Source organism: Staphylococcus sp. MB377 (assembly GCF_001922505.1).
GTDB lineage: Bacteria > Bacillota > Bacilli > Staphylococcales > Staphylococcaceae > Staphylococcus > Staphylococcus haemolyticus.
Window position 1 is genome coordinate 51,250 of the sequence record NZ_MAON01000062.1, and the last position, 14,036, is coordinate 65,285.

The window sequence follows — 14,036 nt, forward strand, 5'->3', positions numbered from 1 at the left end:
CTTATGAATCTCCTCCTTGTTTTATATGAATCGGTAATATTGATAATAACTCTTCACTTGTAGTAATAATAAAGTCAACCTCTTCTTCTAAAGGTTCTAATTCAGCGTCATCATGTTTAAACCACACACTTACCATGCCCATTGCGCGAGCTGGTGCTACATCATTTAAAGCATCATCACCCACATACATTATCTCTTCAGGTTGAACATTTAATTGATTAATCATATCTTCAAATATTTTAGGATGAGGCTTACGGAATCCTACAGTTTCAGAAGTTGATAAATAATTGATTACATGCCCTAATCCTAATGATTGTAAACGAAATTGTTTAATTTTAGATTTACCATTTGCGATAACACCTAAAACATAATTATTTTGCGATAATTTCTCCAAAGTATATAGCGTGTCATAATAAGGGAATACGTAACGATAGAAATGCATTTCAAAATCATTAAATAAATCTTTCCATGTTAAACGATCAATATGGAACTGCTTAATAATTGCTTTATATAAATCAGGTTTATCATTATCTTCATCGTCATCTAATTCTATAAATTTTTGTTTAAAATCTGCTAATTGAACATGTACGAAGTAATCATGAAATCGTTCATATTGTTCCTCAATGAATTTATCTCGAGATTTTGTTCTATCTAATAATGTACCTTCTAAATCAAACACGATTGCTTTTATATGACTTAAGTCCATTGTCAATTCCCTCTTAACTCTATAATTATTCTCATTTTATCAAAAAGTCTTCCATAAAATAATAACGTAACATCCATGTGATACAGTTAAATGTATGTTTAAATATCTTTAGATTGCTTAAGCAAAATGTAAAATAATGTTGGAATACCTATTAAAGCCAAAATAATACTAGCTGGTATTTGCACTGGATGAATTAACACACTACCAATCCAATCTGCAATCAACATCATTGTAGCACCGATTAAAATATTTAATATCATTTGAATGCCTAACGTAAATCTCCAATAATAGCGTCTTATCAGTTGAGGCACTATCATGCCGATGAAACCAATAATACCTGTATATGCTATCGCGACTGCTGTTATTATAGATGCTAGTGTTAGTATCAAAAACATGACTTGTTGGACGTTTAAACCTAATGACCGGCTCTTCAATTCACCTAATTGTAATAACTTAATCGCTGGCACCATACTAAGTAGAATCAATATAATAGGTATAGCTATTAGACCGATGTATATGACCTCTCGCGTTTCAGCCGCTGCAAATCCTCCGAAAAAGTAGTTAGCTATTTGGTTCATCTTATTAGGTTTAATTAAAACTAGAATATACAATAATGCATTAAAGAGTGCACCTATCATCAAACCAGTAATAATAAGAATTTTAAGTGGATAACCACGTGAGATTTTGGCAGCAATCATTAAGACGATCAACAATGCGATTAAACTAGTGCTAATTGAAAAGATGGGCACCCAAATAAAAGATAATCCTAGAAATATCGCCAATCCAGAACCGAATGTAGCACCACTTGCCAGTCCTAATGTAAAACTATCGGCTAGAGGATTATTTAAAACAGTCTGAAACATCTGACCTGCTAGTGTTAATATTGCTCCTGTTAATAAGGCCTCAATAATTCTTGGCAACCGAACTTTAAGCAATATCATTTGATTAAATGAATCCGTTAAGCTCCCTAAGTCCCATAGTAAATAAAGTCCTATGGCACCGATTAAACATATGCACCAACTTAGAAATGTTAAATATATATTTCTTGTCATTTTATCAACTCATCAATAATCTTTCTATTATTTCTTCTATTATAACTGATGATATAAAAGAATGGGACTGAGGGCAGCATTCTTTTATATTCGTAGACTTAGCTTGCATTAGTTATAGCATTTCTATATAACATTCTTTTTGCTAGGTCCCGTAGTTGCATAGTCGCAAAAATAATTAAAACTGAGAAAAGCTTGATTTAAAGCTCTTCTCAGTTCAGTCAGCTACAGGGGATTTGTAATGTAACTTTTCAATATAAATTGTACTAATCTCACTTTTACAATAACTATTTAATTCATATGAATTTATCTTTTATAAATAGCGTCTCTTAATTGTTTTAAACCTTCATCAATACGAGGGCCTGGACGTGAAATTTCATCACCGTTCACAGTTTCAATACGTCCATTTTTCACAGCTTTAATTTGACGGAAACCATCACGTTTTTTAATCACTTTATAGTAATCTGATTTAGATAGACCTTCTGTAGAAATGAGGATATCTGGATTCTTTTTAATGATACCTTCTTTATCCACTGGTTTCCAACCTTCTATATTTGAAAAGCTATTTTTAGCATCTAATTGGGATAACATGTCATCAAAAAATGTATGTTTGCCTGCTGTATATATTTCAGGTTTAGAAGAGACTTCCATAAAAACAGATTGTGACCTATGATGTCTTGGCACCGACTTTATTACTTTTTCAACATTGTGCTTCGTCTCATCAATAAGTTCGTTAGCTTCATGTTCACGTCCCGTTACTTTACCTATTTGTTTAAAAGTTTCATACGTTTGATCCAATGATTGTGCATCTTTCACATAAACCACTTTTACGCCATTTTTTTCAAGACTATCTAACACTTTCTTTGAAGTTCCTTTTTGAGATTCATGTGCTAAAATTAAATCGGGTTTGACTTTTAATAAGGCTTCTTTATTTAAATTCATTGTATTAAATTGTTCTTTCCCCTTTTTAACATCTTTAGGGTAATCGTCCACTGTAGAAACACCTACAACATCTTTTCCGAGACCTAATTCATAAAGAATTTCCGTATTACTTGGCATAAGCGACACGATACGTTTGTATGAATGCTCTTTCGAGTTGGAATCAGATTGATTACTTTGTTTATCTTCTTGTTTATGTTGGTCGTTTTGTCCACAAGCGACAAGAATCAACATGACTAAACTAAGTAATATCCATAACTTTTTATTTAACACGTTCACACATTCCTTTCTAGATTATGTATGCATATATCATAACAAATAATATTAAATATTAATTTAGTTTTTTATATTTAATTGTGTAATTTTATATTATTATTTGTTTCATGGAAAATTTTAAATATTAAAAAGCATTGAATATCTCTAAATTTAGAAATACTCAATGCTTTTCTTAACATTACGTTGCCTTGGGATTAGTTCCATACTCATTTGTACCTTTTTCACTATCTGTAACACAATAAATCAATGCGAAAATTGATACAATTAATAATACGATCGAAATAACTAATACAACTACCGTTGCAATCATCAACGATACGTCAGAATAAAAATTACTCAAATACACATTAGATATTGTTTCTAATAATACAATTAATCCTCGTAACAGCATCGATATTAACATAATTAACGGAATTAACATTGTGCGCCCAACATCATGAAATCGACGTACTGACATAGTAAATGTACCTATTACAATGATGACATCAATCGTTTCATAAACAATGTTAAAAAACGTATCTCCACCGCCAAACACCCATTTAAGTAAGTCTGCAAGTAAACTTAATAATACAAGTACGATGATATTAGCTAATGTTGCAAACCAATAATGTCGTCTACGAGTTCGACCTTGTACATTGAAATAATTTTTCCAGAATAGCTGATACGACTCAATCATTATAGCGTCTCCTTTAAATATGATTCACTATAATCATTACACAATAAAGAATTGAAGAGAATACTTTATTTAATATAAGCTCGAATTGCTCTTGCAATATATTCATTTAAATAATCATTACGATTTTTATTTATATTTTTAGCAAAACGTTCATCACTTTCATAAGTGAGTGTCATATATTCTAAGAATTGATTGTCCGCATTTGGTACTTGTCGTTGTAATATCTTTTTTAACGTTTCGATATTTTGATACGTAAATGCGTCATCCGCTGAATAGCCATCTTCCAATAGTTGATTCATCTCATTAAAAAATTGATTGAATTGTTCATTAGTATGATCATCATTATCTTGCTTCTCAGAATCACTAAATTGAGTTCTATTAACTTTATATGACTGATAGTAATCCGTGTCACCATATTTTAGCGCCGCTTCTTTATCATATTGTTCATTCACATCAAATTGATTAAATTTGTCCATATTAATCTCCTCATTTCTATGATTAATTAGATGATGATTGAGGTAATCAATGATTTGATTCAGGTGATTTCGTTGATGAATAATTTGAGCATAACTTTCTTCTAATATTACATTTTTATCATTAATACTTTGCTGAAAATAGTTTTGAATGTTCTCAATTGATAAATTGAGTTGTCTAAGAAATAAAATTGTTTGTAATTTTGATATATCTTGAGAATGATAATAGCGATACCCGTTATCATCAATATAACTAGGCACAAGTAAACCAATCTCATGATAATAACGTAAAGTTCTTGTACTAACCGACGTCACTTTGCTCACTTCATTAGGTGTAAAATAGTCATGATTTAGCATTATTTTATTCTCCACTTTCCTTTATTTTTAATATCATTAATACCTCATTCATCTATTTAAGAGTGTGGACTATGACATAACGTTAAAGTCAATCATTCTTAATTAAAATGATCTTCTAAAAATGTGTATTTTTGAGTCCCATTTCCATTAAAATAGTTTTTCCCAAAATTATCTAATAAGGCATGAAACTCGTTAGCATCTTGATTCGTAAAATGAGGAGGCAATGAAATTTGCTTTTTAAATTTATCATAACTTTCTGTATGGGCGTAACCTAACTTACTATACAAACGTCTCGTATAACTATCAGGAATAAACTCGATACCTTTAAAGATATAGACGAGTAAAACATCAGCTGTTTCGCTACCGATGCCACGAATTTTTAGTAATTCTCTTCTTAGATTATCTCCATAATGTTGAGCAATATTTTCATAATCAAAATTAAATTGATTTAACCACTGAAACAAAGCATGAATGGCTTTCCCTTTATTCCTATAAAAGCCGCTGGAACGGATCGTTTCTTGTAGTTCAGTTAATGGCAACGATAAAATTTTTTGAGGATCAAAGTTTGTTTTTTCTTTTAACCGAAGTAAAGCCATGTCTGCATTTTTCCAATTCGTATTTTGGACTAATATAGCACCGAGCATCATTTCTTCCGAGCTCTCAGCGGGCCACCAATGTTGCGGTCCCATATGCTCTAATAAAGTTTCGTAAAGTTCTTCTGTCGTAAGCGTTGGCATACTCTCACTCCAATCTTTACATAATAATACCCTCACAAATCGAAATTTATGAGGGTGTTATCAAAATTTATATAATTCTCTTGATTACATAGATTCAGGTGCAGAGACACCAACCAGTGCTAATGCATTGTGTAACGTAATTCTTACTGCATCTACTAAAGCTATATGAGCTTTCGTCTTTTCTGCATCATCTGTTAATACTTTTTCAGCATTATAGAATTTGTGGAATGCAGAAGCTAAATCTTGAATATAGTTTGTTAAACGATGTGGTGCGCGATTTTCTGCTGCACTTTCAATAGTTGGTTCAAATTCAGCAACCTTCTTCAATAAGTCGATTGCTTTTTCATTTGTAATCGTTGAAAAGTCAGCATCAGCAGTAACTTCAACACCTTGTTCTTTCGCTTGTTTTAAGATTGAGCAAATACGTGCATGCGCGTATTGAGCATAGTAAATTGGATTATCTTGTGACTTTTCTTTGGCAAGTTCCAAATCAAAGTCGAAATGAGAATCAGGACTACGCATTGTTAAGAAATAACGTGCAGCATCAATGCCTACTTCATCCATAATTTCACGTAAAGTAATCGCATTACCTGTACGTTTACTCATCTTCACTTCGACTCCATCTTGCATTAAACGAACCATTTGCATGATTTGAATTTCAAGACGATTACTATCCACACCAAATGTTTCAAGACTAGCTTTCAAACGATTAATATAACCATGATGATCGGCACCCATTAAATCGATTAGGATATCATTACCACGATTAATTTTATTGTAATGATATGCTGTATCTGGCGTAAAGTATGTGTAAGTACCATCTTTCTTAATTAATACTCGGTCTTTATCATCTTTAAAGTCAGATGTACGTAGCCATGTCGCACCATCCGCTTCATACGTATAACCTAGTTCATTCATTTTAGCTAATGTGTTATCAATGGCACCATTTTCATATAATGATGTTTCACTGAACCAGTTATCAAAGTGGACGTTGAAATCAGCTAAATCTTTTTTCAATTTATCCATTTCATAATCGACACCTAATTGTCTGAATGTTTTAAGACGTTCTTCATCAGAGTAGTCTTTCATTTCAGGGTGTTTATCAGCTAAATCTTTACCAATTTCGATGATATCTTTTCCGTTATAACCATCAGCTGGCATTTCATGACTTGTATCACCAAGTGCCTCGAAGAAACGCGTTTCAATAGAACGTGCTAAGTTAGTAATTTGATTACCCGCGTCATTAATATAATATTCACGTGTTACATTATAACCTGCAGCAATTAAAATATTAGCTAATGAATCACCTACAGCAGCATTTCTAGCATGACCAATGTGCAAATCACCAGTTGGGTTAGCAGATACATATTCTAATAAAATATTCGTGTTCTTAGATTCTTCTGCACAACCGAATTTGTCACCTTTATTGATAGCTTCTGGGATAACTGCAGTTAAATACTGATTATCTAAGTAGAAATTAATAAAACCAGGGCCCGCGATATCTACTTGCTTCACGTTCGCTTTACTTGTGTCTAAGTTATCAACGATAGCTTGAGCAATTTCACGTGGATTACGTTTCGCAACTTTAGTTAATACCATTGCAATATTCGTTGAATAATCCCCGTTTTTAGTATCTTTTGGTATCTCTACTTTAATTTCGGGAATATCTTCAGCCAGATTAGCTTTTTCAATACTTGCTTTAATTTCTTCTATTAAAGTTGATTTTACTTTTTCAATAATATTCATTCGCTTATCTCCTTATAATTAATTTCATATTGATATGAGCCCATCTTTTCATCGTTCTGATGTAACTCGTATTGAATTTTTAATTTTCCACCATTTTCATTCACAAAATGCAGGATGCTACGTGTTTTAACAGTTAAAGGAATACGACCAGCTGGTATATCGTAAAGTGTAGTCGTATCATGACCTTCCACAAAGTGAAGATTCATATTAATATCGCCTTTGCGTATTAATTTAACACCGCGTTCCTCAATTTTAATTGTTACATTAACAACTGCATCTTCAATTTGTTCTTGGTATCGAATATAATCTGCGTTTTTCTTTTGCCATGAACCTTGAGCAGCAAATTCAAATTTTTGTTTTTCACCATTTTGTTTTAGAACTTGTTTCGTTTGAACGTCTATATTCTTATTCAACGTTTGCCTCACCTTAGCTTCTAAATAATACACCACATTATAGCATAAATTAGATAGTGCATGTAGGTGATACTTCTCAGTTTTAAAGCATTTAGGATATATAAGTATCATCATCTATTTTGATAAATTTAGTAATAAAAAGAACAGTATATAGGTTAAATCTTGGAAAATATTACTATAAAATGACTTATTAAAAGTAAACCATCAGCGTGTATTTGGAGATGATATAATATACTAGTCGCCTATCTCTCAGGCGTCAATTTAGGCGTAGAGAGGAGGTGCTAATCTATGCTAGAAATCCTTGTTCACATCACGACCACAGTCATCAGTGGTTGTATTATTGCGATATTCACGCATTGGCTACGTAATCGCAATAATAAATAGGCGACCATAGCCACACCTAAAAATCCCCTCACTACGGCAATAGTGAGGGGATTGGTGCATCTATGCTAGTTTCCTTGTTAACTAAATTATAACACTGGTGAGTGGAGAAATGCAAAATGATTTCACACGATGACTCAACTAATTAGAAGAAACATATTAAACAACGGTAGAAATTGAGGTGTGCGATATATTCGATACTAGATAAACAACATATTTTAAAATTGTATTTTCTTTTTTAGGTAACATCATTCTCACATATCAATATTATTAGAAACTATTAATGTAATAGAAAACAATATATGATCCTACATTGACATTAGCATTTAATTTGGCAAGACTATTTGGTACCACTGTGGATGAATTTTTTCGGTTCCGTTGCAAAGTTAAAATTATATACACATCTATACAAAACTATAAAAACAAATATTGTTTTAACAGTAAAATGTTTTGTTAGTATTAATTATTTTTCGTTTTTCAGTATAAATATTACATGATTTTTAACTTTGCAACGGAACCTATAACAAAGAGCGGGATGATTATAATCCCCATTTTCACGTTTTAATTGCCGTTAATAAATCGTATTTTAAAGATACTAAGTCATACATCAGTCAAAAAGAATGGCTGAATTTATGGCGAGATGTAACGGGTAACGATGAAATTACACAAGTTCATGTTCAAAAAATAAAACAAAATAACAACAAAGAATTATACGGAATGGCGAAGTATTCTGGTAAAGATAGCGACTATTTAATTAATCAAAAAGTATTCGATGCATTTTATAAATCACTCAAAGGTAAACAAATTCTTGTTTATTCTGGTTTGTTTAAAGAGGCAAGAAAGAAATTAAAAAATGGTGATTTAGATTATCTTAAAGAAGTAGATCCGACAGAATATATTTATCAAATTTTTTATCACTGGAACCAAAAAGAATACTTAGCGAGTGAAATTTTTGATTTGACCGAAGAAGAAAAAAGAAAAATTAATCATCAAATGATTGATGAAATCGACGAAGAAATTTGAGTATAAATTTTGATATTTTTTCTAAAACGTTAGCCAAAAAGCTAGCGTTTTTTTATTGAAAAGTGCTAAAAAACGTTTGGGTACATTCTGGGTACAGACCTAATATCTTGTGGGTACATTTTGGGTACTTAAGCGATTTTGGATACCTGAGTAAAAATGCTGTAAGTATTGAAATGTCTGGCTTCGCCAGACCTACCTTTTTAAAAGGTAGCAAATTTCCCTTATGCTCTTAATTTTTATTTTGGACAAAATCAAGATTTTGGTATTTTTACAGAAATCAGCCCCTGCAGAAACTAAAAATTGGTATTACTTTTTGAAGGATTTTATGCAAAATTTTAATTTGCATATAAATGGGCAGTGTCTAAAAAATTAGTCACTGGTTTTGCTCAAATTTTTGTTTGTGAAATTAGCATATATTTATTTGGCTCATATTTGCGTTTTAAGAACCAATATAAGTTTTTGGTATAAAACTCCCCCTAAATCTTCAAAATCCCCCCTTAAAATTCAAAATAAAGGTATTTAAAAATAACAAAATAAAAAATCGACTAGCAAAAACTAGTAGCTCAAATCTTAGTTAAATTTTGATGTAGTATTAATTTTTATATCTACGCTACAACGTCGATTCTAGTTCGTGCAGTATTAATTTTTATATCTGCGCCACAACGCCGATTCTTTAAAACTAAGATTTAAAATAAAAAATCGACGCAGGTCGATTACGAATTTGCACTAGCGTTTGGAACAAACGTATAAGTGCACCCTTACGGGATTTAACTAGATTATAACGACGAAAAACAGACCTGTAAAGCGATAACTATTGTGATAAAGTTTGCTAAAAAGGAGTGTTTTATTTTTATGACTATCAAACAGATTGTGAATGATTTATTAAATAAAAAATGGTCTTTAGAAGATTTGTTTTGGTTAATTTTTATGTGTGTAATATTTAGTTCTTTTACTACACCATTTTTAGGTATTCCGTTTGGTATTATTGCTTATTTTATACTTTTTTATAAAGATGATGACCTTGATGAGATGAAAGAAAAATATGATTTACAAGATAAAGATAAAAAGTAGACCACGCATTTATGCCGAGAAAATTTATTGTGCGTTGAGAAGAACCTTTAACTAAACTTGCAGACGAATGTCGGCATAGCGTGAGCTATTAAGCCGACCATTCGACAAGTTTTGGGATTGTTAAGGGTTCCGAGGCTCAACGTCAATAAAGCAATTGGAATAAGGTATCTATGATTTTCGGAGAATATAAGTTATAATACATTCAAAAATATTTTTGAATGAGGTGCTTTATGTTTTCGACTGTAATTACTGCTGCTGTTTTATATATTGCTACAGCAGTAGATTTGTTGGTAATACTATTAATATTTTTTGCTAGAGCAAATACTAGAAAAGAATATCGAGATATTTATATCGGACAATATTTAGGTTCTGTAATTTTAATATTAGTTAGTTTATTTCTAGCTTTTGTTTTGAATTATGTTCCGGAAAAATGGGTGTTGGGTTTATTAGGTTTAATACCGATTTACTTAGGTATTAAAGTTGCTATTTACGACGATTGTGAAGGCGAAAAAAGAGCTAAAAAAGAATTGGATGAAAAAGGGTTGTCAAAATTAGTCGGTATTGTTGCTTTGGTTACAGTTGCTAGTTGTGGTGCAGATAATATTGGACTTTTTGTTCCTTACTTTGTGACTTTAGATCTTGTCGACTTATTAGTTACTCTTCTTGTATTTTTAATATTGATTTTTGTTTTAATATATACAGCACAAAGATTGGCTAATATTTCAGGTGTTGGTGAAATTGTAGAGAAGTTTAGTCGTTGGATAATGGCTGTTATTTATATTGGTTTAGGGTTATTTATTATTATTGAAAATAATACAATTCAAACAATAATTGGTTTTATATTTTAAATTAAGGTGTGGTTTATATGGGCAAGGCAAATGCTTGTGATGTGATTTGTATTCATGAGGATAAAGTGAATAATGCTTTGAATTTTTTAGAAGATGATAAATCACAAAAATTACTTAGTATTTTTCAAAAAATATGTGATGAAAAGAAGTTAAAAATCATATTATCTTTGATTAAGGAAAATGAGTTATGTGTTTGTGATATTTCTTTGATATTAAATATGAGTGTTGCTTCTACATCACATCACTTAAGACTTTTGTATAAAAATGATGTTCTTGATTTTTGGAAAGATGGAAAGATGGCTTATTATTTTATTAAAGACGATAAAATTAAAGATTTTTTCTGTAAAAATCAAGAGGGATTTTGAAACGAGTTTCTTCTTGTCTTTATAACTTCCATTGAAAGATCACCCCTTTTGTACTTTTAAACACTTCTATTTTTGTTTAAGTTCTTTTATTGCTAGATTAAAGGGTTCTGTTGTAAAGTTAGAAAAATATAACTAATTACCATTTTATCATGTCGTTGTTCCCTTAACTGGCGAACATATGCCTAATTTCGTGGCATGGCGAAAATCCGTAGATCTGAAGAGACCTGCGGTTCTTTTTATATAGAGCGTAAATACATTCAATACCTTTTAAAGTATTCTTTGCCGTATTGATACTTTGATATCTTGTCTTTCTTACTTTAATATGACGGTGACCTTGCTCAATGAGATTATTCAGATATTTCGATGTACAATAACAGTCAGGTTTAAGTTTAAAAGCTTTAATGACTTTAGCCATTGCGACCTTCGTGGAAGGTGCCTGATCTGTAATTACCTTTTGAGGTTTACCAAATTGTTTAATGAGACGTTTGATAAATACATATGCTGAATGATTATCTCGTTGCTTACGCAACCAAATATCTAATGTTTGTCCCTCTGCATCAATGGCACGATATAAATAGTTCCATTTTCCTTTTATTTTGATGTACGTCTCATCAATACGCCATTTGTAATAAGCTTTTTTATGCTTTTTCTTCCAAATTTGATATAAAATCGGGGCATATTCTTTAACCCAACGGTAGACCGTTGAATGATGAACGTTTACACCACGTTCCCTTAATATTTCAGATATATCACGATAACTCAATGCATATCTTAGATAGTAACCAACGGCTACGGTGATAACATCCTTGTTAAATAGTTTATATCTGAAATAGTTCATACAAAAGACTCCTTTTTATTAAAATTATACTATAAATTCAACTTTGCAACAGAACCGTGAATATCATATTGGTGAACCTTTAAAATAATTACTGAGTATTCATAGCCAGATTTGATTGGAACAAAAGATTTTAATACTATTGAAATTAAATAAGCCAGTAAGTGTATTTATACAAATGCACTTACTGGCTGTTTTAAGCGTAGTGTCCTACTCCTAATACTGTTTATATTATTCAAAAGCTTTGAATAATTCCTCACTAGAATTATTCCACATCTCTTCATTATGAGATTTTAAAAAGTCTGCTAAAACTTTTTTATTTTCCTCACCAATGTGGTCAATGATAATTTTATGTTTCATAGATTTATCCATCATATTAACATGTTCAGGCATACTTTTATAACCACGTCGTATACTTTTGTTAACTAATAAATAACATGCAGTAACACCAGCATAATATGGGCCACTCTCACTACGTTCAGTAGTCACCCAGCAAAGCCAATATTCTTTAGCTTCTTCGCCTTCAACTTCCGATTTGTCATTTATCCATTTAACACCTTTTTCAACTTGAGCACGTGCATGCATACCACCTATATCTATAAACGCCTCTTTATTCGCAACATCTATAAATACTGGTGCAATATTATCTAAACTAATTGAGCCTATATTCGTCCCTTTATGTCCATCAAGCGGGTCATTCTTGATAATATTAAATTTAAAACCTTTGTTCTCAGACACACATTACACCTCCGAAAAACTTGAATTCATAATCTCTATATTATGCGTTATATATTAAAGTTTCAATGGCTTAATTCAATTCATTAAGTAGATTAATAATAGAACCCTTAGTTTGTGGATTCTCAATATTAAGAATCATTTCTTTAGGATAGTATAATTTATAATCTTCACGATTAATACCTGTAATACTTGAAATAACGAGTGATTGACTACTAATTTCTCTAATACTACCATTGCGTCTTAATAAATGTATTGGTTGTCTATTAGAACCAGGTCGATCATAATCATATGGTAAATCAGAGAAAGCCTCACTAACAAAATAATAGTTCGGATCAATATTACCTTCTATGAACAACTCTTGTAGCTCAGTAATAGTAATAATTGAACCATCAAATGGAATATATTTAAATAAGTCTCTATTTATAAAACGACGTGCTAAATCACTGAGAATTGCATCATCTTCTTGTATCCATTTCTTCAAATAATAAAGTACGACGACTTCATCTAAATCAACGTATTGCTCAATTGTAACCTTCTCTTCAAAAAAAGGAACAAAATCTTCTGGGTACATCTTAAAATGGTACCCCTCATTGTACAATTGTTTAACACGTTTCAAACAATTATTTAACAATACTTCTCCGCCTCTACTAACCGGATGAAAGTATATTTGCCAATACATTTGATAGCGACTCATTATAAAGTTCTCAACGGCATGCATTCCACTCTCTTTAATAAGAACTTCATCTTTAGATGGTCTCATTAAACGTAAAATACGTTCCATATCAAATGTGCCATAAGAGACGCCCGTAAAATAAGCATCTCTTTGTAAATAGTCCATTCGATCAGCATCAATTTGCGATGAAATCATAGAAATTACAAGTTTATTTTGATGCGTTTTGTTAATTACTTCTGCAACTTCTTTAGGAAAAGTACTCGATACGCGACTTAAAACTTCATTAACTTCAGTAGGTCCAGTAATAATTGCTTGCGTAAAGGCTTCATGGTCTGTATTGAATATCTTTTCAAAACTATGTGAAAATGGACCATGACCTAAATCATGTAATAATGCTGCACATAATGCCAATGGTCTATCTTCATTGTTCCAAGCATCTCGTCCCATAAATGATTCGTCAATCATACGTCGCACGATTTCATATACACCTAAAGAATGGCCAAAACGACTATGCTCTGCAGTATGAAAAGAAAGATATAATGTGCCTAGTTGTTTAATACGACGTAAACGTTGAAACTCTTTTGTCTTAATAAGATCCCAAATAAGTTGATCTTTGACGTGAATATATTTATGAATAGGGTCTTTGAATACCTTCTCTTCAGCTAATTTCTGTTCAACATAAGGTGTTTGCGTCAAATAAATCCTTCCTCTCATTACAGTATAGTCATAG

At 31.3% G+C, this 14,036-nt stretch carries 15 protein-coding genes and 2 pseudogenes; 6 read left to right on the forward strand and 11 right to left on the reverse strand.

The annotated features are described in order from the left end of the window. Nucleotide 1 precedes the first annotated feature (1 nt). From BB045_RS11075 to BB045_RS11110, 8 genes are all read right to left on the reverse strand, one after another. Complete coding sequence (locus tag BB045_RS11075; protein ID WP_011276545.1) at nucleotides 2-706, reverse strand: HAD family hydrolase; 705 nt, start codon at nucleotides 704-706, stop codon at nucleotides 2-4. A 98-nt stretch (nucleotides 707-804) separates the two neighbouring features. After that, nucleotides 805-1,758, reverse strand: a complete 954-nt coding sequence (locus BB045_RS11080; RefSeq protein WP_011276546.1) for a FecCD family ABC transporter permease — start codon at nucleotides 1,756-1,758, stop codon at nucleotides 805-807. Nucleotides 1,759-2,061: 303 nt separating this feature from the next. Further along, nucleotides 2,062-2,928 carry an ABC transporter substrate-binding protein gene (locus BB045_RS11085; RefSeq protein WP_049425988.1) on the reverse strand — a complete coding sequence of 289 codons (867 nt, stop codon included), beginning with the start codon at nucleotides 2,926-2,928 and terminating at the stop codon, nucleotides 2,062-2,064. 220 nt (nucleotides 2,929-3,148) lie between these two features. Then, a complete protein-coding gene (locus BB045_RS11090) occupies nucleotides 3,149-3,646 on the reverse strand; it encodes a DUF805 domain-containing protein (protein WP_070441990.1) in 498 nt (165 codons plus the stop codon). A 65-nt stretch (nucleotides 3,647-3,711) separates the two neighbouring features. Further along, nucleotides 3,712-4,476 carry a MerR family transcriptional regulator gene (locus BB045_RS11095; RefSeq protein WP_075140763.1) on the reverse strand — a complete coding sequence of 255 codons (765 nt, stop codon included), beginning with the start codon at nucleotides 4,474-4,476 and terminating at the stop codon, nucleotides 3,712-3,714. Between the two features lie 98 nt (nucleotides 4,477-4,574). Further along, on the reverse strand, nucleotides 4,575-5,213 hold the full coding sequence (locus tag BB045_RS11100; protein ID WP_070581152.1) for an endonuclease III domain-containing protein: 639 nt from the start codon (nucleotides 5,211-5,213) through the stop codon (nucleotides 4,575-4,577). An 84-nt stretch (nucleotides 5,214-5,297) separates the two neighbouring features. After that, nucleotides 5,298-6,959, reverse strand: coding sequence for an arginine--tRNA ligase (gene argS, locus BB045_RS11105; protein WP_011276551.1), 1,662 nt, complete (start codon nucleotides 6,957-6,959; stop codon nucleotides 5,298-5,300). Beyond that, a complete protein-coding gene (locus BB045_RS11110; protein ID WP_011276552.1) occupies nucleotides 6,956-7,372 on the reverse strand; it encodes a YwiB family protein in 417 nt (138 codons plus the stop codon). The genes argS and BB045_RS11110 overlap by 4 nt, the downstream gene beginning before the upstream one ends. 288 nt (nucleotides 7,373-7,660) lie before the next feature. On the opposite strand from BB045_RS11110, the gene BB045_RS12055 reads away from it, so the two are divergent. The 6 genes and pseudogenes from BB045_RS12055 (at nucleotide 7,661) to BB045_RS11130 (ending at nucleotide 11,060) form a co-directional block, all read left to right on the forward strand. After that, a complete protein-coding gene (locus tag BB045_RS12055) occupies nucleotides 7,661-7,756 on the forward strand; it encodes a type I toxin-antitoxin system Fst family toxin (protein ID WP_011276553.1) in 96 nt (31 codons plus the stop codon). A gap of 270 nt (nucleotides 7,757-8,026) precedes the next feature. Continuing rightward, a pseudogene (locus tag BB045_RS12475) lies at nucleotides 8,027-8,123 on the forward strand (helix-turn-helix transcriptional regulator); the annotation flags it as partial. Nucleotides 8,124-8,269: 146 nt separating this feature from the next. Continuing rightward, nucleotides 8,270-8,776 (forward strand): annotated as a pseudogene (locus tag BB045_RS11115) (protein rep); the annotation flags it as partial. 852 nt (nucleotides 8,777-9,628) lie between these two features. Continuing rightward, nucleotides 9,629-9,847 (forward strand): VraH family peptide resistance protein, encoded by a 219-nt coding sequence (locus BB045_RS11120; RefSeq protein WP_011276556.1) that lies wholly within the window; start codon nucleotides 9,629-9,631, stop codon nucleotides 9,845-9,847. Nucleotides 9,848-10,077: 230 nt separating this feature from the next. Then, nucleotides 10,078-10,695: a CadD family cadmium resistance transporter gene (locus BB045_RS11125; protein WP_011276579.1), complete on the forward strand. Its 618-nt coding sequence runs from the start codon at nucleotides 10,078-10,080 to the stop codon at nucleotides 10,693-10,695. A gap of 17 nt (nucleotides 10,696-10,712) precedes the next feature. Beyond that, a complete protein-coding gene (locus BB045_RS11130) occupies nucleotides 10,713-11,060 on the forward strand; it encodes an ArsR/SmtB family transcription factor (protein WP_011276580.1) in 348 nt (115 codons plus the stop codon). 163 nt (nucleotides 11,061-11,223) lie between these two features. Here the strand turns inward: BB045_RS11130 and BB045_RS11135 are convergent, their stop codons facing one another. The 3 genes from BB045_RS11135 to BB045_RS11145 all read right to left on the reverse strand — a co-directional run bounded on the left by BB045_RS11135 (nucleotide 11,224) and on the right by BB045_RS11145 (nucleotide 14,020). Further along, complete coding sequence (locus BB045_RS11135; RefSeq protein ID WP_011276581.1) at nucleotides 11,224-11,898, reverse strand: IS6 family transposase; 675 nt, start codon at nucleotides 11,896-11,898, stop codon at nucleotides 11,224-11,226. 228 nt (nucleotides 11,899-12,126) lie between these two features. Then, nucleotides 12,127-12,633, reverse strand: coding sequence for a YwhD family protein (locus tag BB045_RS11140; RefSeq protein ID WP_011276582.1), 507 nt, complete (start codon nucleotides 12,631-12,633; stop codon nucleotides 12,127-12,129). 70 nt (nucleotides 12,634-12,703) lie between these two features. Further along, the gene (locus BB045_RS11145) at nucleotides 12,704-14,020 is read right to left on the reverse strand and encodes an HD domain-containing protein (protein WP_178377508.1); all 1,317 of its coding nucleotides are present in this window, start codon (nucleotides 14,018-14,020) and stop codon (nucleotides 12,704-12,706) included. Between the last annotated feature and the right edge of the window lie 16 nt (nucleotides 14,021-14,036).